The organism is Nocardioides sp. NPDC127514, from assembly GCF_040302125.1.
In the GTDB taxonomy this organism is placed as follows: domain Bacteria; phylum Actinomycetota; class Actinomycetes; order Propionibacteriales; family Nocardioidaceae; genus Nocardioides.
On record NZ_JBEORF010000013.1, the window covers coordinates 1 to 23,619 of the forward strand.

Genomic DNA, 23,619 nt, shown 5'->3' on the forward strand with positions numbered 1-23,619 from the left:
CGATAGCCAGCCAAATCTTTTCTCGATCTGGTCCGGAGTCCAGGACCGCCGAAGGCGGCCGGCGAAGCCGGCGCCCGAAGGGCGTCCTTGACGCCGGTCCAGATCGAGAAGACCCTCCAAGAACGGGTCGGCGGCCCACCCCAACCCCGAAAACACATCAGCCATCAAAGGCCCATAGCCCACTCACAGCCACAAAAAACGACCACCACAGCCCCACCCCCGAGCGTGGCCGTCATGACCCAACTTCTCGACTCCCCGACGGCGACCCCGCCAGCGAAGACGACAACACGATGGCGCCCCACCCCCGAGCGCACAGCGCTCACGATCCTGCTGATCCTGACAGCAGCGGCGTACCTATGGACGCTCTCAGAGTCCGGATACGCCAATCAGTATTACTCCGCCGCCGCACAAGCCGGCGGCGAGAGCTGGAAGGCGTGGTTCTTCGGAGCGCTCGACGCGAGCAGCTCGATCACGGTCGACAAGCCGCCGGCGTCGCTGTGGGTGATGGGCCTGTCCGTACGCCTCTTCGGGCTGTCCTCGTGGAGCATCCTGGTTCCGCAGGCGCTGATGGGCGTCGGGACCGTGGGGCTCGTCTTCGCCATGGTGAAGAAGGTCGCGCCGTGGCAGGCGGCGATCGCGGCGGGGGCGTTCACCGCGCTGACCCCTGCGGCGGCGCTGATGTTCCGGTTCAACAACCCGGACGCGCTGCTGCTCCTGCTGCTGGTCGGTACCGGGTTCTCGACGCTGAAGGCGATCGAGACCGGCAGGGGCAGGTGGATGGTGCTGGCCGGTGTGCTGCTCGGCTTCGGGTTCCTGACCAAGATGCTGCAGGCGTTCCTGATCAGCCCGGCGATCGCGGTCGTCTACCTGATCGCGGGCAAGGGCTCCTTCGGCAGGAGAATGACCCACGGCATCGCGTGCTTCGTCGCCATGGTCGTCAGCGCCGGCTGGTACATCGCAATCGTCGAGCTCATCCCCGAGTCCTGGCGCCCCTACATCGACGGCTCGACCGGCAACTCGCTCCTCGAGCTGACGCTGGGTTACAACGGCGTCGGCCGGCTCAACGGCGGCGACTACGGCGGCCTCGGCAACGCCGGCTTCTCCAGCGCGGCCGGTGTCCTGCGGCTCTTCCAGGGAGTCTCCGGCGGGATGGTCTCCTGGCTGCTCCCGGCGGCTCTGCTCCTCCTCGTCACCGGGCTCGTCGCGCTGCGCAGGTCGCCGCGTACCGACCTGACCCGTGCCGCGCTGATGCTCAGCGGCGCCACCATGCTCGTCACCGGCCTGGTCTTCTCCTTCATGGAGGGCATCTACCACGACTACTACGTGGTCGCGCTGGCCCCGTGGATCGCGATCACCGCGGTCACCGGCGCAGTGATCATGTGGCGCGACCGCGACAGTCTCTTCGCCCGGGTCACCCTGGCGGTCGCGATGGCCGGCAGTGCCGTGTGGGGCTGGGTGCTCCTCGGGCAGCCGGGCGAGCAGCCGTACGACACGCTGCGCTGGCCCGTCCTGATCATCGGTCTCGGGGTCGCCGCCGCGTTCGTCTTCGCGGACAGATTCACCCGCCGGGCAGCCGCGGCGGTCGTCGCGGCGGCAGCCGTCAGCGTCGGCCTCGGGCCTGCGGCGTACGCGATCCAGACGATCGGCACCGCCCACACCGGCTCGATCGTGACCGCCGGGCCGTACGAGGGCGGCGGCATGGGCGGGATGCGCGGCGGTCGCCCCGGTGGTGCCGGCGGCCCCGGCGCTCAGACCCAGAACGGAACCCCGCCGACCGGCCAGATGCCGGGCGGAACCGCCGACGGTGCCACCGGCCAGGCCCCGCAGATGCCCGGCGGCATGCCCGCCGGCAATCCCGGCGGGACCCGCGGAGGAGGAATGATGGGCGGCGGCGCGGTCGACGAGGAGCTCGCCGAGGCGGTGAGCACGAACGCCGGCCACTACACCTGGGTGGCCGCGACGATCGGATCCCAGACCGCAGCCGGCCTCCAGCTCGAGACCGGCGAGGCCGTGATGGCGATCGGCGGCTTCAACGGCACCTCGAACAGCATCACGCTCGAGCAGTTCCAGGAGTACGTCGCCAACGGCGAGATCCACTACTTCATCGCCGGCGGCGGGATGGGCGGCATGCGAGGCGCCGGAGGCAGCAGCGACGAGACCTCCAGCGCCTCCCAGATCAGCGCCTGGGTGGAGGAGAACTTCACCCAGACCACGATCGGCAGCTCCACGGTCTACGACCTGACCGAGGGGGCCGCATGACCGCGGACACGACACTCTCGGGTGGCCTGCGGGTCGTCGACGAGAAGCGATTGCTGACGACGATCGACCTGGTGATCCCGGTCCACGACGAGGAGAAGGGCCTGGAGGAGTCCGTACGCCACCTCGACGGCTACCTGCGCACCCTGCCCTACTCCACGACGATCACGATCGCCGACAACGCCAGCACCGACGGCACCTGGGAGATCGCGGAGCGGCTCGCGACCGAGATCACTCGCGTCCGGGCGATCCACCTCGATGAGAAGGGCCGGGGCCGAGCACTCAAGGCGGCCTGGTCCACGTCGCGAGCGGAGGTGGTCGGCTACATGGACGTCGACCTCTCCACCGACCTGCGGGCCCTGCCGCCCCTGCTCGCCCCGCTGCTCTCCGGCCACTCCGATGTCGCGATCGGGTCCCGGCTGGCCCGCGGCAGCCGGATCGAGCGTGGCCCGAAACGGGACTTCCTGTCCAAGGGCTACAACCTGCTGCTGCGCGGGGTCCTGTCCGCGGAGTTCACCGACGCCCAGTGCGGCTTCAAGGCGCTCCGCCGCGACGTCGCCGAGAAGCTGCTGCCGCTGATCGAGGACGACAGCTGGTTCTTCGACACCGAGCTCCTCGTCCTCGCCTCCGAGGCCGGGCTGCGCGTGCACGAGGTGCCGGTGGACTGGGTCGACGACCCCGACTCGCGCGTCGACATCGCCACCACGATCAAGGAAGACCTCGCCGGCATCAGCAGGCTGCTGTTCGGGCTGGTCAGCGGCCGGATCGACCTCGGTGGCGTACGTCCTCCCGGCCCGGTGCGGAGCCCGAGCCTGGCGGCTCAGGTGATCCGGTTCGGGGCCATCGGGGTGATGAGCACGCTGGCGTACCTGCTCCTCTACGTCCTCCTCCGTACCGCCGTCGGAGCGCAGGCGGCCAACCTCATCGCGCTCCTGGCGACCGCGGTCGCCAACACCGCAGCCAACCGCCGGCTGACCTTCGGGATCACCGCGCGGCAGGGTGCGGTGAAGCATCACGTCGCCGGGCTGGCCGCCTTCGGTGTCGGGCTGACCCTGACCTCGGGATCGCTCGCGCTCCTCCACCTGGCCGCGCCGACACCCGCGCGAGCGTTCGAGATCGTCGTGCTCGTCGCCGCCAACGCCGCGGCCACGCTGATCCGCTTCATCGCTCTGCGGTGGGTGATGAGTCCGCGCTCGTGAGCCGCTGGGTGCCGATGACGCGGAGCAGCTCGAGCTTCTCCGCGGCATCGGTGCCCTCGGCCGGGAAGTAGGCGAGCAGCTTCACGTCGGCCTCCTCGGTGAGCAGGACCTCGCAGCGTACGGACACCGCGCCGACTTCCGGATGGATGAACGTCTTCACATCGGCACGCCGCACGCCGACCTGGTGCCGCTCCCACAGCCCGCGGAACTCTTCGCTCGTCGCAAGGAGGTCGTGCACCAGCGACGTGATGTCGGAGTCACCCGCCCGCCGGGCGTACGTCGCGCGCAGATCCATCACATGGCTCGCCGACATCCGCTCCCAGTCCTCCCGCGGCGCCGGCCGGCGGTCGGGCTCGACGAACCAGCGCCACACCAGGTTTCGGCCCCGGCCGGGCCCGTCGGGCAGCGGCGGCAGCAGCGTGGTGGCGAGTGAGTTGAGCCAGGCGATCTCGCCGGTGTCGGTGCAGATCACGACGGGGATGTCGGTCAGCCGCCGGGCGAGGGCGATCAGGCCGGGACGTACGTAATGGCCCGCCCGCCGCGGAGGCGGTGTCATCCCGGCGAGGTAGAAGAGGTGGTCGCGCTCGTCGAGATCGCACTGCAGCGCCCGCGCGATCGCGGAGAGCACCGACTCCGAGGGCGCCGACCCGCGCGCCTGCTCCAGCCGCGTGTAGTGGTCGGTCGAGACCCCGGCGAGCGAGGCGACCTCTTCCCGCCGAAGTCCAGGCGTACGCCGCCGCAACCCGTCCGGGAGGCCGACATCGGAGGGCCGGAGCAGCTCCCGGCGACGGCGGAGGAAGTCGGCGAGCTCACGGCGGTCGGTCACGCTCCTCATCCTCCGCCGGTGGTGTCCGGTTATCCAGGGACGGCTCGTCCCTGGATGTGCCGTGCCTGCCGAGGGCCTCTCGACCGCCGCACGCTGGGTGGCATGACGACCCACAACACCACCTTCAGCAGCCGGCAGCTCGGCAAGAACGGCCCCACCGTCACCTCCCCCGCACTGGGCGGGATGAGCCTCTCCGGCGCCTACGGCGCGGTCGACGACGAGGAGGGCGTACGCGTCATCCACGCCTACCTCGATGCCGGCGGCACCCTGATCGACACCGGCGACTTCTACGGCGCCGGCCACAACGAGATGCTGATCGCCCGGGCGCTGCGCGAGCGTGACCGCGGCGACGTGGTGCTCTCGGTGAAGTTCGGCGCCCTGCTCACCCCGGTCGGGATGCCGGCGGGCTTCGACGCCCGTCCCGAGGCGGTCCGGTCATCTCTGACGTACTCCCTCCAGCGGCTCGGCACCGACCACATCGACATCTACCGCCCTGCACGGCTCGACCCGAAGGTGCCGATCGAGGAGACCGTGGGCGCGATCCAGGAGCTCGTGGAGGCGGGATACGTACGCCACATCGGGCTCAGCGAGGTCAGCGCCGACACCATCCGGCGTGCCGCCGCGGTGGCCCCGATCAGCGACCTGCAGATCGAGTACTCCCTGCTCAGCAGGGGGATCGAGACCAACGGCATCCTCGACACCTGTCGCGAGCTGGGCATCGGCATCACCGCGTACAGCGTCCTCGGCCGTGGCCTGATCGGCGGTAGCGGCACCGTCGGCGGCTCGCTCGCCCACATGCCGCGCTTCCAGGGCGACAACCTCGACCACAACCGTGCGCTGCTCACCACCCTGGAGGAGATCGCCGCGGCCAAGGGCGTCACCCTGGCCCAGCTCGCGATCGCCTGGGTGGCCGCCCGCGGCGAGCACATCGTCCCCGTCATCGGCTCTCGCCGGGTCAGCCAGGTCGAGTCCATGGCAGGTGCGAACGCGGTCACCCTGGACGACGCCGATCTCGCTCGCATCGACGACGCCGTGCCCGTCGGCGCCGCCCGCGGCGACCGCTACCCGACCCAGTTCATGGCACAGCTCGACAGCGAAGGCTGAGCCGGACGACCGGCCTAGGTGACTCCGGACGAACCCCGGACGAACAGGTAAGTACCCCAGTAAATAGTGGGTACTCCCGCGGTCGCCGGAGCGCCGCCATGATGAAGGCACACCGGTCGGGACGACGGGCTGTGAGGACGTGAGGAAGACCACAGGTATTGGACCGATACAACCGGTGAAACCTGGTGTCCACCTGCTGACCTGCCCTACCGTTACCGGCCAGTAACCAGCACGGTGGGGTTCCGGACCCCGCCGGTCAAGAATCGGTCACGCGCTGATCGGCTGACCGGGATCCCACCATGCTGGAGACTGAAGACACTGCGCAGCTAGACCCAAGGAGTCGAGGATGCTCATCGGAGTGACCCGAGAGACGAAGCCCGGGGAGACCCGGGTGGCGGCCACCCCCGCGACCGTCAAACAACTGACCGGTCTGGGCTATGACGTCGTCATCGAGGGTGGGGCCGGAGAGGCGTCCAGCTTCAAGGACGAGGCGTACGCCGAGGCCGGCGCCCGCATCGGCACGGCCGCCGACGCGTGGGGTGCCGACCTGGTCTTCCGGGTCAACGCGCCTTCCGTCGGCGAGGTCGAGCTGCTGAAGAGCGGCGCGACCCTCGTCGCCCCGCTGGCGCCGGCGCAGAACAGCGAGCTCCTCGACGCCCTGGCCGCCCGCAAGGTCGACGCCTTCGCGATGGACGCGGTGCCGCGCATCTCGCGCGCACAGTCGATGGACATCCTCTCCAGCCAGGCCAACATCGCGGGCTACCGCGCCGTGGTCGAGGCGGCCCACCACTTCGGCCGCTTCTTCACCGGCCAGGTGACCGCGGCGGGCAAGGTGCCGCCGGCGAAGGTGCTCGTGGCCGGTGCCGGTGTGGCCGGTCTGGCCGCGATCGGTGCGGCGAGCTCGCTGGGCGCGATCGTGCGTGCCACCGACCCTCGTCCGGAGGTCGCCGACCAGGTCAAGTCGCTGGGTGGTGAATACCTGAAGGTGGAGGTCGAGGTCGAGAAGTCGACCGACGGCTATGCCAAGGCGACCTCGGAGGCCTACGACCAGCGCGCCGCGGAGATCTACTCCGAGCAGGCCGAGGACGTCGACATCATCGTGACGACCGCGCTGATCCCGGGACGCCCGGCGCCGAAGCTGATCACGGCGGCCGACGTGGCGAGCATGAAGTCCGGCTCGGTCATCGTCGACATGGCGGCCGCGATGGGCGGCAACGTCGAGGGCACGGTCAAGGACGAGGTCGTCACCACGCCCAACGGCGTCACGATCATCGGCTACACCGACCTCCCCGCGCGCCTCCCCGCGCAGTCGAGCCAGCTCTACGGCACCAACCTGGTGAACCTGATGAAGCTGGTGACACCCGAGAAGGACGGCGTACTCGCCCTCGATCTCGAGGACCAGGTCCAGCGCGGCCTGACCGTCGTGCACGACGGCGGCGTGCTCTGGCCGCCCCCGCCGGTCCAGGTCTCCGCCGCCCCGGCGGTAGCGGCCCCCGCCGAGGTCGCGGTCAAGGAGGAGAAGAAGCCGCTCTCCGCCGGTGCGAAGCTCGCGCTGGTCGGCACCGGTGCGCTCGCCCTCTTCCTGCTCAACGCGGTCGCTCCGGCCGAGATCACCCGCCACTTCACCGTGCTGACGCTGTCGGTGGTGATCGGGTTCTACGTGATCGGCCACGTGCACCACGCGCTGCACACCCCGCTGATGTCGGTGACCAACGCGATCTCCGGCATCGTCGTCGTGGGCGCCCTGCTGCAGCTCACCGTCGCTGACAACGTGGTGCTCGTGCTCGCGGGCATCGCCACGCTGCTGGCGAGCATCAACATCTTCGGTGGCTTCGCCGTGACCCGCCGCATGCTCTCGATGTTCCGGAAGGCCTGATCATGGATATCTTCTCGATCGCCGGTGCGGCCTACCTCGTCGCCGCCCTCCTCTTCATCCTGTCGCTGGCAGGGCTCTCCAAGCACGAGACCGCCTCGCAGGGCTGGCTCTACGGCGTAGCGGGCATGACGCTGGCGCTGGTCGCGACCGTCATCCAGGTCGTCGACGGCGGCACCACGACCGCGGTGCTCGTCCTGGTCGCCGCCGTCGCCATCGGTGCGGTCATCGGCCTGTGGCGTGCCAAGGTCGTCGAGATGACCGGCATGCCCGAGCTGATCGCGCTGCTGCACTCCTTCGTGGGTCTGGCGGCCGTCCTGATCGGCTGGAACGGCCACCTCGAGGCCGCTGCCGGCCACGTCCACGGTGGCGCGATCCACTCGGCCGAGGTCTTCATCGGCGTCTTCATCGGTGCGGTCACCTTCACCGGCTCGATCGTCGCCTTCCTCAAGCTCTCCGCGCGGATGAAGTCGGCGCCGCTGATGCTGCCGGGCAAGAACGTCATCAACATCGGTGCCCTGGTCGTCTTCGTGATCCTGACGGTCGTCTACGTCATCAACCCGACGCTCCCGCTGCTGATCGCGGTCACCGTCGTGGCGCTGGCGCTCGGCTGGCACCTGGTCGCCTCCATCGGTGGCGGTGACATGCCGGTCGTGGTCTCGATGCTCAACAGCTACTCCGGATGGGCCGCGGCCGCCTCGGGCTTCCTGCTGGGCAACGACCTGCTGATCGTCACCGGTGCCCTGGTCGGGTCCTCGGGTGCGTACCTCTCCTACATCATGTGCAAGGCGATGAACCGTTCGTTCATCTCGGTCATCGCCGGCGGGTTCGGCATCGAGGCCGGGCCGTCCGGTGACGTCGACTACGGCGAGCACCGCGAGATCAACGCCGAGGACACCGCCGAGCTCCTCGCCGGCGCCTCCTCCGTCGTGATCACCCCGGGCTACGGCATGGCTGTCGCCCAGGCGCAGTACCCGGTCGCCGAGCTCACCCGCATCCTGCGGGACAAGGGCGTGGACGTACGTTTCGGCATCCACCCCGTCGCCGGGCGTCTGCCGGGCCACATGAACGTGCTGCTGGCCGAGGCCAAGGTGCCCTACGACATCGTCCTGGAGATGGACGAGATCAACGACGACCTGGCCGAGACCGACGTCGTCCTGGTCATCGGGGCCAACGACACCGTGAACCCGGCCGCCGCCGAGGACCCGTCCTCGCCGATCGCGGGCATGCCCGTCCTGCGGGTCTGGGAGGCCAAGAACGTGGTCGTCTTCAAGCGGTCGATGGCCGCGGGCTATGCCGGTGTGCAGAACCCGCTCTTCTTCCGGGAGAACTCGCAGATGCTCTTCGGTGACGCCAAGGCCAAGGTCGACGAGATCGTCAGCGCCCTCGCCCGGGTCCCTGCCTGACCTGGAAAATTACACCTGACCAGCGGAAACGTGACGTACGTCTCGCCCTGCTGAATTCTGCACGGCTCGGGCACGACACCCAGAATGAGTGTCGTGTCCGAGCCGTTCACTGACTCCGTCGAGTCGATCCGCGTCCCCCATACGTTGCTGGAGGACGCGCTCGGCTACGTGACCAGCATCGTGGTGACCTCGCTGGGGCTCCACCTGATCCAGTCGGTCGGAGCGGTCACCGGCGGCACCGCCGGCCTGAGCCTGCTGGTGAGCTACTGGACCGGGCTGCCGTTCGAGGTGCTGTTCGTCCTGGTCAACCTGCCCTTCTTCGGGCTCGCGCTCTCCAAGAAGGGCATCGGTTTCACCCTCCGGTCGCTGGGCTGCGTCATCGCGGTCTCGGCGATGACCCGCGTCCACGCCGACCTGCTTCCGCTCGACGGCCTCGACACCGTCTACGGGGTCGTCGTCGGCAACCTGCTCGTCGGCCTCGGGCTCCTGGTGATCTTCCGCCACGGTGCCTCGCTGGGCGGGTTCAACGTGCTCGCACTGCTCCTGCAGGAGCGGCTCAACCTCCGGGCCGGGTACGTCCAGATGGGCCTCGACGTCAGCGTCATCCTCCTCGCGCTCTTCGTCGTCTCGCCCGCGACCGTCCTCCTCTCCGCCCTCGGTGCGGTCGTCCTCAACATCATCCTGGCCTTCAACCACCGGCCCGGCCGGTACCTCGCCTGACGCCGCCTGAGACGTTTGTCTTCCAAGTCGGTAGACATTGCAGAATAGAGGGCATGACTGCCGCGAAGCGCGCGCCCCAGGCCGGCGCCGAGGACCTGACCGAGCACCTGCGTGACCGCTGGTCGGTGAGCGTCTTCGACCCGGACCACGTGCTCGCCGACGCCGAGATCAGGCTGCTGCTCGAGGCAGCCCGGTGGGCGCCGAGCGCGGGCAACAGCCAGCCGTGGTCGTTCCTGGTGCTGCCCCGCGGATCGGCCGGGCACGCGACGTTCGTGAGTCACCTCTCGCGCGGCAACTCCGGCTGGGTGCCGCGGGCATCGGCCGTGTTCGTCGCGATCTCCCAGGTCGGCGTGGACCCGGACGGCAACGGTCCGAAGTGGTCGGACTACTCCCACTACGACCTCGGTCAGGCGGCCGCGCATCTCACCGTCCAGGCCGCGTCCCTCGGCCTCTCCTCGCACCAGTTCGCCGGGTTCGACCATGCTGCCGTGGCGGCAGCCTTCGGCGTACCGGACTGGTGGAAGGTGATGACCGGCATCGCGGTCGGCCTCCACGGCGACCCCGCGCAGGTCGACCCGCGAGACGCGGAGCGCGAGGAGCGCGAGCGCGTCCGGCGGCCGCTCGAGGAGATCGCCTTCGCTGACAAATGGGGCTCTTCCTGGGCCTGATGCCGTGGGGCGTGCGTCCCGGAAGGCATTAAAAAGGACGTACCCATCGGGGCATCGGTCTAAGGTTCGTGGGTGGAGAACGGTCAGGGAACAGGTCGGCTCCGGCGCGTCGTGGCAGGTGTTTTCGTGCTGGGGGTGCTGGGTGCTGGGCTGGTGACGACCGCCCCGGCGGCCGTCGCGGCGCCCAACGACGGAGTCGGCGAGTCCTCCCGCACCCGCTACGTGCTCGACGAGAAGGCCAAGACCGTCAAGGTGAAGGCCGAGGTCACGGTCACCAACCAGCAGCCGAGCACGGCCACGACCTACTACTTCCTGACCGGTCACGCGATCCCGATCCCGGCCGGAGCGTCGAAGGTCAGGGCGACCAGCAACGGCGCGAACCTGCCGGTGAGCACCGAGAAGATCAAGGGCACCGGCCTCGCGGTGGTCACGGTGTCCTTCCCGAACCTCTACTACGGCAAGTCGCGCACGATCACCTGGACGTACGAGCTGAAGGGCGCTCCGATCCGGGCGAAGAAGAACCACACCCGGATCGGCGAGGGGTACGCCGTCTTCCCGGTGATCGGCCTCGGTGACGACGGGCAGGTGACCGTCGACGTCGTGCTGCCGAAGTCGATGACGTTCACCGCCTCCTCGGGCGACTTCACCAAGCGGACCAAGGGCAAGACGACGACCTGGCACTCCGAGGGCGACTTCGTCGACGCCGGCGTCTCCGCGCGCGACCCGAAGGCCTTCGACGAGAAGAAGATCAAGATCGGCGACACGAAGCTGTCGCTGCAGAGCTTCCCCAAGGACAAGGAGTGGCTCGACTTCGCCGAGAAGCGGGTCACCGAAGGCATGCCGGTGCTTGAGGAGCTGACCGGCAACGAGTGGCCCGGTGGGCTGGAGACGATTCGTGAGGACGGTTCGGCGGAGGCGGTCGGCTACGCCTGGTTCGACTCCGACGCCGACGAGATCGTCGTCTCCGAGGACCTGGACACGGCGATCCTCTACCACGAGATGACCCACGCCTGGATCAACCCCGACATCGTCGAGGGCCGCTGGCTGAGCGAGGGCCTGACCGAGCTCGTCGCCCAGCACGCGACCGAGGAGGTCGGTGCCAAGGGGCAGAAGTACGGCAAGGTGAAGCGTCGCAGCAAGGAAGCGTTCCCCCTCCTGACCTGGGACGCCAACGGATGGAGCCAGGAGAAGGACGCGTACGGCTACCCGGCCGCCTACACAGCCGTCTCGGCCATGCTCGCGGACCTCTCCGACGAGGAGCTGACCCAGGTCGTCGACGACGTCTACGACGGCCGCACCGGTTACGACGCCGCCGATGACGAGATCACCAGCGGCCCGGTCGACTGGCGCCTCTTCCTCGACATCGTGCAGAGGTACGACACCGACGCCTCCCCGGAGAAGCCGCTGAAGAACTGGGTGCTCACCCGCGCCGAGGCCAAGCAGCTCGGGCCCAGGGCCGAGGCCCGCAAGACGTACGCCGAGATCGACCGCGTCAACGGCGAGTGGCTGCCGCCGCTGGGGCTGCGCGACGTCATGGCGGCGTGGACGTTCGAGGACGTGGACGGCGTCGTCGGCCTGATCGGTGAGGCGAACGCCGATGCCGCTGCGGTCCAGGAGGCGGCGGAGAAGGCCGATCTGCCGGTCCCGGCCGCGGCGAAGGAGGCGTACGAGGGAGCCAACGATGACGACCGGTATCGCGACCTCGCCACCACGCTGCCCCGCACCGCCGAGGTGATCACCGAGGTCGGTGAGGCGACCGCGGACGTCGAGGGGATGCAGAACCCGCTGACCGAGCTCGGCGAGCTGGTGCTGTTCCTCGACGTGGGTGCGGCCAGCGCTCGAGCCGACCTGAACAACGGCTATCTCGAGGACGCCTCGGCCACCGCGGCCGGCGTGCGCGCCCGGGCCGACTGGGCACTGGTCGTCGGACTGGTCGCGCTGCTCGTGCTCGCCTGCGTGGCGTACGCGGCGTACCGGGTGTTCTGGAATGCGTCGGCGCGGCGTCGGCGGGCCGAGCGCAGGGCCTTCCTCAGGCAGGCGAAGGAGACGCGGAAGGCGGGGGCTCCGTGGGACTCTCGACCTGCCCGGCCGCCCGGGCCGCCCGGGCCGCCCGGGCCGCCCGGGCCGCCCCGGCCGCCCGGACAGCCCCGGCCGCCCGGACAGCCGTCAGTCGGTGGCGAGCTCTTCGGCGTACAGCGCGGCCCCGACGGCCCCCGCGGTGTTGAGCAGTTTCGCCGGGATGATCTCGGTGTCCAGGTCGAGCAGCGGCAGGAATTCCGCCGCCTCCTTCGAGACCCCTCCTCCGACGAGGAATAGGTCGGGGGAGAAGAGCATCTCCAGGTGCTGGTAGTACCTCTGCAGGCGCTTGGCCCAGTGCTTCCAGGAGAGGTCCTCGCGCTTGCGAGCGATGTTGGAGGCGCGGGTCTCGGCGTCGTGGCCGTCGAGCTCGAGGTGACCGAGCTCGGAGTTGGGCACGAGCACGCCGTCGTAGAGGAGCGCCGAGCCGATGCCGGTGCCGAGCGTGGTCATGATGACCAGTCCACGGCGACCCTTCGCGGCGCCGTAGCGCACCTCGGCCAGGCCCGCGGCGTCGGCGTCGTTGACCACGTGCACGTCGCGGCCGGTGGCCGCGGTGAAGATCGCGTCCGCGTCGGCGCCGATCCAGGACTTGTCGATGTTGGCCGCGGAGTGGACCACCCCGTGGCGTACGACGCCGGGGACGGTCACGCCGACCTTCCCGTCGTAGTCCGGGAACTGGGAGAGCAGGTCCACGAAGATCTCGGCGATGGCGTCGGGGGTGGAGCGTTCGGGTGTCGGGATGCGTACGCGTTCCTCGGCGAACTCGCCGGTCGCGAGGTCGATCGGGGCACCCTTGATGCCCGTGCCGCCGAAGTCGATGCCGAAGGGCAGGCTCGTCGTCATGAGCCCATCCTATTTACAAGCACCGACGTGACGTACGACACTTGACAGATCATCCTCGTTTGTCAAACAAACTCAGCGTCAAAGGGGCCAACGATGGAGATCGCCAACAGCACGGTGCCCGACGGCTCGACCGAACAGTGGCGCGACAAGAAGCGCTATCTGTGGTTGCTCGGTCTGGTGGTGCCGCTCCTCGGTTTCATCGCGATCGGCGGCTGGCATCTCACCGATATCAGCGCGTTCCTGTGGACCGGTCCGATCATCATCCTCATCGTGGTCCCGGCCATCGACCTGTTCGCGGGGCTCGACAAGTCCAACCCGCCCGACGACATGATCGAGGCGCTGGAGAACGACAGGTACTACCGCTGGATCGTCTACTCCTACCTCCCGCTGCAGTACGCCGTCTTCATCGGCGGCATGGCCATGGCCGCCCATGGCGCCCTGGACGGCCACACCTTGAGCATCATCGACCGGGTCGGGCTGGCGATCTCGGTCGGCTGCGTCGGCGGCATCGGCATCAACACCGCCCACGAGCTCGGCCACAAGCGCGAGGACGTCGAGCGCTGGCTCTCCAAGGTCGCGCTCGCGCAGAGCTTCTACGGCCACTTCTACATCGAGCACAACCGCGGTCACCACGTCCGCGTCGCGACGCCCGAGGACCCGGCCTCCGCCAAGGTCGGCGAGTCGTTCTACACCTTCTGGCCGCGCACGGTCTCAGGCTCGCTGAAGAGCGCCTGGAGGCTGGAGAGGAAGAGGTACGCCCGCCGCGACCGGCACCCGTTCCGGATCGGCAACGACGTACTCAACGCCTGGCTGATGTCGGCGGTGCTGTGGGGCGGGATGATCGTGTGGCTCGGGCCGGTGGTGATCCCGTTCCTGCTGATCCAGGCGGTCGTCGGGTTCTCGCTCCTCGAGGTGATCAACTACATGGAGCACTACGGGATGCTGCGGCAGAAGGTCGGCCGGCGCTACGAGCGCGTCGACCCCAGCCACTCCTGGAACTCCAACAACATCGCCACCAACGTGCTGCTCTACCACCTGCAGCGCCACAGCGACCACCACGCCAACCCCGTACGCCGCTACCAGACCCTGCGCGACTACAAGGAGTCTCCGGTGCTGCCGACCGGCTACGCCGGGATGATCCTGCTCGCGATCGTGCCGCCGGTCTGGCGCCGCGTGATGGACCCCAGGGTGCTGGCGCACTTCGACGGCGACATGTCGCGGGCCAACATCCTGCCGCGCAAGCGGGACAGGATCCTGGCGAAGTATCCGTCGCCGGTCGCAGATCGTGCCGAGACCGGCGACGACACCGTTGCGCAGGTCGTCGGCCAGGAGGTGCTGGCCGCTCGCTGCCCCGGCTGCGGCTACACCTACCGCGTCGAGGAGGGCAACGAGGCCGAGGGCTTCGCTGCCGGGACCGCATGGGCGGACGTCCCCGACGACTGGTGCTGCCCGGACTGTGGCGTACGCGAGAAGGTCGACTTCGTGCCCCTCGCCTCGGACTCCGTCTCGTAGCCGTCCTCGGACGGCGACAGCCCCCGGCCTCGTACGAGACCGGGGGCTGTCATCGGTGCGAGACCTCAGCTCTTGACGAGCTCCGGCTCACGCGGCTTCTCGGCGTAGTGGTCGGCGAGGTAGTGCCGCTCCAGGCTCTCGCCCTCGACGTCGACGTTCGGGAGGATCCGGTCGAGCCACTTCGGCAGCCACCAGGCCTTCTCCTTCATGAGGTACATGAGGGTCGGGATCAGGAGCATGCGGACCACGAAGGCGTCGAAGATGACCGCTGCCGAGAGCGCGAAGCCCATCGACTTGATGATCGGGTCGTCCATCAGGATGAAGCCCGAGAAGACGGCGGTCATGATCAGCGCGGCGGCCGTGACGACCCGGGCCGAGTTGCGGAAGCCGTCGACGACGGCCTCCTTGTACGAGGCGCCGTGGACGTGCGCCTCGCGGATCCGGGTCACCAGGAAGACCTGGTAGTCCATCGCCAGCCCGAACACGAGCCCGATCAGGAAGATCGGGATGAAGCTGACGATCGGCTGACCCTCGAAGATGTCGAAGGCGCCCTCCTGGAAGATCGCCACGGTCGCGCCGAGGGTCGCCAGGACCGACAGCAGGAAGCCGAGGGTCGCGGTCAGCGGCACCAGGATCGAGCGGAAGACGAGCATCAGCAGGATGAACGCCAGCCCGATCACGATCGCCAGGTAGGGCAGCAGGGCGTCGTTGAGCTTCTCGGAGATGTCGGACATGATCGCCGAGGTGCCGGTGACCGCGAGGTCGGTGCCGGTCTCCTTCTCCACGGCAGCCTCGCCGTCACGCAGCTCGGCGAGCAGGTCCTCGGTCTTCTCGTCCTCCGGGGCGGTCTCGGGCTCGATCAGGATGACCGCGCCGTTGTCGTTCCCCGAAGGCGGGATCACCTTGGCCACACCGTCGAGGCCCGCGGCCCAGTCGGCGACCTCGGCGTAGGCCTGCTGCTTGGCCGCGGTGTCCCCGGACATGTCACGCGCGTCGACGACGAGCATCATCGGGTCGAGGCGCCCGGGGCCGAAGCCCTCGACGACCAGCTCGACCGCCTGGCGGCGCGAGCTGTCCTCGGGCGCGGTGCTGTCGCTCGGCATGCCGAGGTGCAGGTCCTTGAACGGGATCGCCAGCGCCCCGAGGCCGATGACCGCGATCAGCACCCAGAGGATCGGCGCCTTGCCGATGAACCGCGCCCAACGGACACCGTTGTTGAGGATGCGACCGTTGGCCTCGCGCTTGGGGTTGTAGCGACGTACGTTGAGGCCGAAGGCCTTCGACTTGAGCAGGCCGAGAAGCGCCGGGAGCAGGGTCAGCGCGACCAGGACCGCGACGACGACGGTGACGGCCGCGCCCAGGCCCATGGCGGTCAGGAACGGGATCCCGACGACGCTGAGCGCGGCGAGCGCGATCACGACGGTCAGGCCGGCGAAGACGACCGCCGAGCCGGCGGTGCCCACGGCGACGCCGATGGCCTCCTCGCGGTCGTCGGTGTGGTCGAGCTCGCTGCGGTAGCGGGACAGGATGAACAGCGCGTAGTCGATCCCGACCGCCAGGCCGATCATCGTGGCGAGCATCGGCGTGGTCGAGGAGACATCGGTGAACGCGGTCAGTGCGGTGATCCCCAGCGTTCCGATCGCGACGCCGACGCCGGCGGTGATGATCGGGAGGCCAGCGGCCACGAAGGAGCCGAAGGTGATCACCAGGATGAACAGGGCGATGATGATGCCGAACAGCTCGGAGCTCGCACTGCCCATCTCCTGGACCTGCATGCCCTGGCCGCGCACCTCGACCTGGAGGCCGTCCTTGTTCGCGTCCTCGATGACGTCGGTGACCTGTTCCTGCATCTCAGGCGTCACCTCGGTCGCTTCGACATCCTCGAACTCGGTCGAGATCAGCCCGATCCGGCCGTCCTCCGACAGCGTCGGCTGAGCCTGGATCTGGCCGAGCAGCATCTGCTGCGCCTGCTGGGTCGTCACCGTCTGCCCGCTCTCGGCGGACATCGCCTTGGCGTAGCCAGGGGCGGCTGCCTCGGCCTGTTCCGGTGTCCAGATGTAGGAGATCTGGTCGGGTACGTCATCGAGCGCGGCGAGGTTCTGGACGAGCTCGGCCACGGCCTTCTGGTTCGCGGCTGTGGTGAGCGTTTCGCCCTCGGGAGCGGCGACGACGACCTCGATGGAGGCGGCGTCGAGCACCGAACCGCCCTCGGTGCCCATGATCTCGGGCAGCTCCTCGGCAGCCTCGACCGACTCGAGGCCGGGCATGGTGAAGGTCGTGGACATCGGCTTGGACATCGTGGTCGCCACCGCGCCGATCCCGATGATCACGATCATCCAGACGGCGACGAAGATCGGCCACCGCCGGTAGGCGGTCTTTCCGAGTCGATAGAGCAGCTTGGCCATTTCGGGGTTCCCCCTGGTCAGTGGTTCAGAACAGATCGACGAGGTCGTCGAAGATCCGGGTGAAGTGGTCGGCGACGGTGCCGGCCGAAGGATTGGCGAGGTAGGCGTCGAGCGAGGCGTTGAAGACCACGATCACGAGATGCAGGACGACGCCCGCGAGCTCGGGAGTCATCTGGTCGCCCTCGCGCTCGGAGATGACCTCGGCGAAGTGAACGGCTATCTGCTCGAAGCGGGTGCGTGCCGCATCCAGCACCTGCCGGTCGGTGGCGAGGATGTGCCGGACGAGGACGAGCTCGTCATGGTCGATGGGCTCGGCGTCGAGCACCGTACGCACCAGCGCGCCGAGATCGCGGCCGACATGGCCGGTGGGCCCGCCGCTGAGGAAGGCCTCGAGCAGCTCCGGGTCGGGCTCCTGCTCGGGGCCGAGGACGGCGTCCATCTTGCTCGGGACGTGGTTGAACAACGTACGCCGCGAGACACCGACGCGGTCGGCGAGATGCTCCATGGTCCAGCCGTCGAAGCCGAACTCGTCGGTCATCTCGAGCGCGGCCCGGTGGATCGCCGCCGCGGTCTTGTTGAGCCCCCGCATCATGACGTTGCACTTTCTCTCACAGAGTGCAGTGTTGCACTCCGGGGGTATCGAGTGCAAAACAATGTGGCTAGGTTCACCTGCCCGTCTTCCGCGGGGAGGAGAGGCCGTAGACTTTGCCTTCATGGCGGCCGGCGCACCTGAAACCACCCGACAGCGGATCCTCGATGCCGCCGTCGAGATGACCACCGAGTCCGGGTGGGCGAGTGTGACGATGTCGCGCATCGCCGAGCGATGCGGGGTCAGTCGGCAGACGGTCTACAACGACATCGGCGCCAAGCCGGCGCTGGCGAAGTCGCTGATCCTGCGTGAGCTGGAGCAGTTCCTCGCGGTCGTGAGCACGGCCTTCGACGAGGAGGACGACTTCATCCGGGCGATCCGCCAGGCGACGTACGGCGTCCTCGACCGTGCCCAGGACAACAAGCTGCTGCACGCGGTCGTCTCGGCGACCCACGGTGCCGACACCGAGCTGCTGCCCTACCTCACCAGCCACAGCGAGGGACTGCTGGGCTACGCGACCGAGCTCATCCATGAGCACGTCGAGAGGTTCGAGCACGGCCTGACCGACGACCAGGCGGACACCGCCATCGAGATGACCGTGCGCGTGGTCCTCAGCCATGTCATGCAGCCCACCAAGTCACCCGACGAGACCGCCGACGACATCGCCTGGCTGATCTCGCGGGTCCTGAACGGATGAGTTACCAGCGAGTTGGGTGCTGACCAGGCCTCGCCTAACCTTCCTGCGGGGAGGTAGATGGATGCGACAGGTCTCGTGGAGAGCGGCTGCGGCAGTGGGCGCGGTGCTCGTGGCGACCCTGGCCGCCTGTGCGGGTGAGCCGGCGAAGCCGGCCACGCCGAGCGGCAGCCCGAGCTCCAGCGGGGCCGCCAAGGTCGAGAGCCCGGTCGCCGACCCTTCGCACGCCGTCGACATCCCCGGCAAACGCGAGGGCACGCTGCACTCCACCGACCTGCTGATCCTCTCCGAGGACACCCTCTCGTCCGCCGACGTCAAGAAGATCCGAGGACTCGACGGCGTCTCCGGCGTCGAGCAGATCTCGATGGCCCAGGTCAGCGTCGAGGGACGGCTGGTGAAGGTGGTCGCCGTCGACCCGGCGACCTACCGCAACTTCGCCCCCTTCCAGAGCGCCGACTCCGACGAGGTCTGGCAGCGCGTCGCCGGTGGCGAGGTGGCGATCGATCCCGAGCGCCAGGACGAGCTCCCGGCCGACAAGGACGGGTTCGTGCGGCTCGGCTCCAAGAAGGACGCGGCCTCTGTCCACGTCGGCGCCTACGCTCCCCAGCCGCCGGGTCTCGCCGCGGCCGTCGTCAACCACAAGTGGGGCGAGGAGATGGGCATGGAGAAGGGCAACGCGCTCATCGTCTCCACCGCCGCCATCGCCCCCAACCGGGTCGTCGAGCCGATCCAGAAGGTCGTCGGCTCGGACGCCTCCGTCCAGCGCCTCGACGTCGTCGCCCGCGCGGGTCTCGACCCCAACGCTCCCCAGAAGGCGTACGTCGTCGGCACCGTCGCCGAGGCCGTCGGCAACTACACCTACCGGGCCAACGGCGACGGCACCATCACCCCCGCCGCGAGCTGGGTGAGCTCTCACATCGTGACCGCCCAGGTGCCGATCCTCGGCTCGGTGACCTGCAACAAGGTGATGATCCCGCAGCTGCGCGCCGCCCTGCAGGAGGTCGTCGACCGCGGCCTGGCCAGGAAGATCGACCCGTCGCAGTACGCCGGCTGCTACTACCCCCGCTTCATCGCCAACACCACCCAGCTCTCCAACCACGCCTTCGGCACCGCCGTCGACCTCAACACCGCCGGCAACCAGCGCGGCACCGTCGGCGAGATGGACCGCACCGTCGTCTCCATCTTCGAGCGCTGGGGCTTCACCTGGGGCGGCAACTGGAAGTGGACCGACCCCATGCACTTCGAGATGAACCGCATCGTCAAACCGGGTTAACCCGGGGTTGTTGCTGACCTGCTTGGGACCCCGCATCTACGCTGGGGGACGTGACGATCCTCGATGACGCCCGTCCGGGCATGGATGACAGCATTCGGCCGCAGGACGACCTGTTCGGGTTCGTCAACGGCACCTGGCTCCGGGAGGTCGAGATTCCGTCCGACCGGTCCAGCTGGGGGCCGTTCGTGATGCTCGCCGACCAGGCCGAGAAGGACGTGCGCGCGATCATCGAGGAGCTCGCGGCCTCCGGTGGCGAGCCGGGCAGCGACGCCCAGAAGATCGGCGACCTCTTCGCGAGCTTCATGGACGTGGAGGGGGTGGCCGCGCGCGGCGTACGTCCTCTGGACGGCCTGCGGGCCGCCGTGGACGGGCTCCGCGACGCGGACGACCTGGCGGCGTTCCTGGGTGAGGTCGAGCGGATCGGCGGGCACGGGCTGTTCGGGTCTTACGTCGACAACGACGACAAGGCCTCCGACCGCTACATCTTCAACCTGCTCCAGGGCGGCCTCGGGCTGCCCGACAAGGACTACTACTTCGACGAGAAGTTCGCCGAGGTGCTGGGGAAGTACGCCGACTACCTGACTCGTCTCTACGAGCTCGCCGAGCACCCCGACCCGCGTGCGGCCGCCGAGACGATCATCCGGATCGACACCCGTCTCGCCGAGGGCCACTGGGCACGCGAGGAGACCCGCGACAAGCAGAAGACCTACAACCTGCTGACCCTCGCCGAGCTGCGCGAGCTGGCCCCCAACTTCAACTGGGATGCGTACGTCCGCAACCTCTCCGGCTCGAAGCTGACCACCGAGGCGGTGCTCGGTGAGGTGGTCGTGCGGCAGCCGTCGTTCTTCTCCCACCTCTCGACCGTGCTCGGCGAGGTCGACATCGACGACTGGAAGCTGTGGCTCTACTTCCACGTGCTCCGCTGGGCGGCGCCCTACCTGACCGACGACTTCGTCGAGACCAACTTCGACTTCTACGGGCGCACCCTCAACGGCACCCCTGAGCTGCGTGAGCGCTGGAAGCGCGGGGTCGCGATCGTGGAGGGCGCGATCGGCGAGGCGGTCGGCAAGGAGTACGCCGAGCGCCACTTCCCGCCCGAGGCGAAGGCGCAGATGGACGAACTCGTCCACAACCTCCTCGAGGCCTACCGCAAATCGATCTCCGAGCTCGACTGGATGGGCGAGGAGACCAAGGAGAAGGCGTACGAGAAGCTCGACAAGTTCACGCCGAAGATCGGCTACCCGTCGAAGTGGCGCGACTACTCGGCGCTGCAGATCAGCAAGGACGACCTGATCGGCAACGTCTCGGCGGCCTCGGTCTTCGAGACCGACCGGCAGCTCGGCAAGCTCGGCAGCCCGGTGGACCGCGACGAGTGGTTCATGCTGCCGCAGACGGTCAACGCCTACTACAACCCCGGCACCAACGAGATCTGCTTCCCGGCCGGGATCCTGCAGCGCCCGTTCTTCGACAAGGACGCGCACCCGGCGGAGAACTACGGCGGCATCGGCGCGGTCATCGGCCACGAGGTCGGGCACGGCTTCGACGACCAGGGTGCCCAGTTCGACGGCGACGGCAACATGCAGGACTGGTGGTCGCCGGAGGACAAGGCGGCCTTCGAGGTGAAGACCAAGGCGCTCATCGAGCAGTACTCGGCGCTCTCGCCGCGGGACCTGCCGGGTGAGTTCGTCAACGGTGCGCTGACCGTCGGCGAGAACATCGGCGACCTGGGTGGTCTGACGATCGCGCACACCGCCTACATGCTCGCCACCGGCGGTTCCGCTGGCGTCGGCGACCGGCAGCGGCTCTTCCTCAACTGGGCCTACGTGTGGCGTACGGTGCGCCGCAAGGAGCAGGCTCAGCAGTACCTCACGATCGACCCGCACAGCCCGCCGGAGTTCCGTGCCAACATCGCGCGGAACCTGGACGAGTTCCACGAGGTCTTCGGCACCGCTCCCGGCGACGGTCTCTGGCTCGACCCGGAGGAGCGCGTGCGGATCTGGTGACCGTGCGGGTAGGGGTATTGGTTAATATTCGATAACAACGTAAAGGAGTTACGCGGGAAGGCGGCTTCACAAATTCGCATTGCAGGAACTTGTTTCTCCACGCTATCGATTCCGGTGCAAGGATTCCCTCCATCCTGGTCCCCACAATCGAGGAGAACCCCACGATGCGTATCGTTCGAGTAGCGGGAGCAGCGACCGCTGCCGCTGTTGCAGGAACTGCCTTCATCGCCTCCTTCGGAAGCCCAGCCGGCGCCACCCCTGCCGACTCCGCCTCCACCATCACGCCCGAGAGTCTGTCTGCGCAGAAGGTCATCGACGACGAGTCGATCGCGGACAAGGCGATCCGCGCGCTGACGAGCAAGCCGTCGACCTGGAAGGTCGGCGCGGGCCAGGATCTCGAGCCCGTGGTGACCCTGAAGGACGCCAACGGTGCCACCCACGTCCGGATGAACCGGACCTACGAGGGCCTCGAGGTCGTCGGCGGCGACCTGGTCGCCCACCAGACCAAGTCCGGCACCCTGACCTCCGTCTCCCAGGGGCTGACCAAGATGCTCGACCTCTCGGTGAAGCCGGCGATCACCGAGACCGCAGCCACCAAGGCCGCGCTGACCCTGGACGCCGTCACCAAGACGATCACCAAGCTCCAGGCCGACAAGAAGTACGCGCCCGAGCTCGTGGTCGACGCGGTCGACGGCACCCCGACGCTGGCGTGGCGGGTGACCACCAAGGGTAAGCAGGCCGACGGCACCCCCTCGCGCCTGGCGACGTACGTCGACGCGGAGACCGGCAAGGTGCTGCGCCGGGTCGAGGGCATCCACACCATCGACGGCGAGGGAAACACCCTCTACTCCGGGACCGTCCCGCTGCAGGTGAAGCAGAACGGCTCGACGTACGAGCTGCGTGACGAGACCCGCGGCGGCACCTACACGACCGACATGAACAACGCCGAGGACAGCCTGCTGTGCCAGCTCCTCGGGTTCGGCTGCGCGGCCGGGACGGTGGTCACCAGCCCGACCACGACCTTCGGCAACGGCTCCAACGACGACCGGGCGACCGCGGCGGCCGACGCGCAGTACGGCACCAACGTCACCTGGGACTACTTCAAGAACGTCCACGCCCGCGACGGCATCTTCGGCGACGGCTCGGGCTCCTACAACCGGGTCCACTACGGCACCGACTACGTCAACGCCTTCTGGGACGGCGAGAAGATGACGTACGGCGACGGCGACGGTGTCGGCTACGGACCGCTGGTCTCGCTGGACGTCGCGGGCCACGAGATGACTCACGGCGTCACCGAGAACACCTCGGGCCTGGAGTACTCCGGTGAGTCCGGCGGCCTCAACGAGTCGACCTCGGACATCTTCGGGACGGCAGTCGAGTTCTATGCCGACAACGCCGAGGACCAGGGCGACTACCTGATCGGTGAGTCCTTCATCCTCGACGGTGGCGACCCGCTGCGCCGGATGGACAACCCGTCCTTCGACGGCAACTCGGTCAACTGCTGGTCGTCCTCGACCGGGGGCCTCGACGTCCACTACTCCAGCGGCGTCGGCAACCACTTCTTCTACCTGCTCTCCGAGGGCTCGGGCACGAAGACGATCGGTGGGGTCGAGCACTCGAGCACGACCTGCGACGGCTCGACGATCGCCGGGATCGGTCGTGACAAGGCCGAGAAGATCTGGTTCCGGGCCAACTCGACCTACTTCACCTCGACCACCGACTACGCCGGCGCGCGCGACGCGACGGTCAAGGCGGCCTCGGACCTCTACGGCGCCTCCAGCCCCGAGGTCGCGGCCGTCGAGGCGGCGTGGACCGCGGTCTCGGTGAGCTGATCTCGCCACACTGACAACAGAGTCGTCCGACGGCGTCGTTTTCCTACTGGAGGCGGCGCCGTCGACCGCTTTGGGTAACTAAAGTACGAATTCGGGCGTGTGGTTATGCCGGTTCGGCGATTGGACGCATACTGGAGATGCCGGGCCGGTTCTGCGGGTCCCCGTGGGGGAGGACCAACAGCGCCGGCTCGGCGTTCGCATCTGCGCTCGGCGAATAACGGTTCGCGTGGACGGGTCGTCGCTGTCTACCCTGGTGGCATGTACTCCGGCATCGCCTACATGCGCCTGCGCCCCGCCGCCTGACGGCGGCGCTGCGAGGCATACTCACGCCGCTGTC

At 68.6% G+C, this 23,619-nt stretch carries 16 protein-coding genes; 12 read left to right on the top strand and 4 right to left on the bottom strand.

The window, feature by feature from the left end; translation table 11 throughout:
- Positions 1-234: 234 nt before the first annotated feature.
- Positions 235-2,259: an ArnT family glycosyltransferase gene (locus ABTX24_RS11910; RefSeq protein ID WP_350839793.1), complete on the top strand. Its 2,025-nt coding sequence runs from the start codon at positions 235-237 to the stop codon at positions 2,257-2,259.
- Positions 2,256-3,455 (top strand): glycosyltransferase, encoded by a 1,200-nt coding sequence (locus ABTX24_RS11915; RefSeq protein ID WP_350839795.1) that lies wholly within the window; start codon positions 2,256-2,258, stop codon positions 3,453-3,455. Before ABTX24_RS11910 ends, ABTX24_RS11915 begins: the two co-directional genes overlap by 4 nt.
- On the opposite strand, the gene ABTX24_RS11920 is transcribed toward ABTX24_RS11915, so the two are convergent.
- Positions 3,418-4,281 (bottom strand): helix-turn-helix transcriptional regulator, encoded by an 864-nt coding sequence (locus tag ABTX24_RS11920; RefSeq protein WP_350839797.1) that lies wholly within the window; start codon positions 4,279-4,281, stop codon positions 3,418-3,420. The two genes, ABTX24_RS11915 and ABTX24_RS11920, sit on opposite strands and share 38 nt — an antisense overlap.
- A gap of 102 nt (positions 4,282-4,383) precedes the next feature.
- On the opposite strand from ABTX24_RS11920, the gene ABTX24_RS11925 reads away from it, so the two are divergent.
- The 5 genes from ABTX24_RS11925 (at position 4,384) to ABTX24_RS11945 (ending at position 10,052) form a co-directional block, all read left to right on the top strand.
- Entirely contained in the window at positions 4,384-5,385 is a 1,002-nt protein-coding gene (locus ABTX24_RS11925) for an aldo/keto reductase (protein WP_350839799.1), read from the top strand.
- A gap of 346 nt (positions 5,386-5,731) precedes the next feature.
- Positions 5,732-7,261, top strand: a complete 1,530-nt coding sequence (locus tag ABTX24_RS11930) for a Re/Si-specific NAD(P)(+) transhydrogenase subunit alpha (RefSeq protein ID WP_160026002.1) — start codon at positions 5,732-5,734, stop codon at positions 7,259-7,261.
- A gap of 2 nt (positions 7,262-7,263) precedes the next feature.
- Positions 7,264-8,664: a Re/Si-specific NAD(P)(+) transhydrogenase subunit beta gene (pntB, locus tag ABTX24_RS11935; protein WP_160026001.1), complete on the top strand. Its 1,401-nt coding sequence runs from the start codon at positions 7,264-7,266 to the stop codon at positions 8,662-8,664.
- Positions 8,665-8,748: 84 nt separating this feature from the next.
- The gene (locus ABTX24_RS11940) at positions 8,749-9,384 is read left to right on the top strand and encodes a YitT family protein (RefSeq protein WP_350839801.1); all 636 of its coding nucleotides are present in this window, start codon (positions 8,749-8,751) and stop codon (positions 9,382-9,384) included.
- A 53-nt stretch (positions 9,385-9,437) separates the two neighbouring features.
- Positions 9,438-10,052 (top strand): nitroreductase family protein, encoded by a 615-nt coding sequence (locus ABTX24_RS11945; protein ID WP_350839803.1) that lies wholly within the window; start codon positions 9,438-9,440, stop codon positions 10,050-10,052.
- Between the two features lie 2,166 nt (positions 10,053-12,218).
- Here ABTX24_RS11945 and ppgK read toward each other — a convergent pair.
- Positions 12,219-12,974, bottom strand: coding sequence for a polyphosphate--glucose phosphotransferase (gene ppgK / locus ABTX24_RS11950; RefSeq protein ID WP_160025998.1), 756 nt, complete (start codon positions 12,972-12,974; stop codon positions 12,219-12,221).
- 93 nt (positions 12,975-13,067) lie between these two features.
- On the opposite strand from ppgK, the gene ABTX24_RS11955 reads away from it, so the two are divergent.
- A complete protein-coding gene (locus tag ABTX24_RS11955) occupies positions 13,068-14,486 on the top strand; it encodes a fatty acid desaturase (RefSeq protein WP_160025997.1) in 1,419 nt (472 codons plus the stop codon).
- Positions 14,487-14,551: 65 nt separating this feature from the next.
- Here ABTX24_RS11955 and ABTX24_RS11960 read toward each other — a convergent pair whose 3' ends face one another.
- Positions 14,552-16,891, bottom strand: a complete 2,340-nt coding sequence (locus tag ABTX24_RS11960) for an MMPL family transporter (protein WP_350839805.1) — start codon at positions 16,889-16,891, stop codon at positions 14,552-14,554.
- 25 nt (positions 16,892-16,916) lie between these two features.
- Positions 16,917-17,483, bottom strand: a complete 567-nt coding sequence (locus ABTX24_RS11965; RefSeq protein ID WP_350839807.1) for a TetR/AcrR family transcriptional regulator — start codon at positions 17,481-17,483, stop codon at positions 16,917-16,919.
- A 121-nt stretch (positions 17,484-17,604) separates the two neighbouring features.
- Here ABTX24_RS11965 and ABTX24_RS11970 point away from each other — a divergent pair, with 121 nt between their 5' ends.
- The 4 genes from ABTX24_RS11970 to ABTX24_RS11985 all read left to right on the top strand — a co-directional run bounded on the left by ABTX24_RS11970 (position 17,605) and on the right by ABTX24_RS11985 (position 23,282).
- Entirely contained in the window at positions 17,605-18,177 is a 573-nt protein-coding gene (locus ABTX24_RS11970; protein WP_160025994.1) for a TetR/AcrR family transcriptional regulator, read from the top strand.
- 61 nt (positions 18,178-18,238) lie between these two features.
- Positions 18,239-19,447, top strand: a complete 1,209-nt coding sequence (locus tag ABTX24_RS11975) for a M15 family metallopeptidase (RefSeq protein ID WP_350717772.1) — start codon at positions 18,239-18,241, stop codon at positions 19,445-19,447.
- A 50-nt stretch (positions 19,448-19,497) separates the two neighbouring features.
- Positions 19,498-21,450 carry a M13 family metallopeptidase gene (locus ABTX24_RS11980; protein WP_350839810.1) on the top strand — a complete coding sequence of 651 codons (1,953 nt, stop codon included), beginning with the start codon at positions 19,498-19,500 and terminating at the stop codon, positions 21,448-21,450.
- A gap of 164 nt (positions 21,451-21,614) precedes the next feature.
- A complete protein-coding gene (locus ABTX24_RS11985; RefSeq protein WP_350839812.1) occupies positions 21,615-23,282 on the top strand; it encodes a M4 family metallopeptidase in 1,668 nt (555 codons plus the stop codon).
- Positions 23,283-23,619 lie beyond the last annotated feature (337 nt).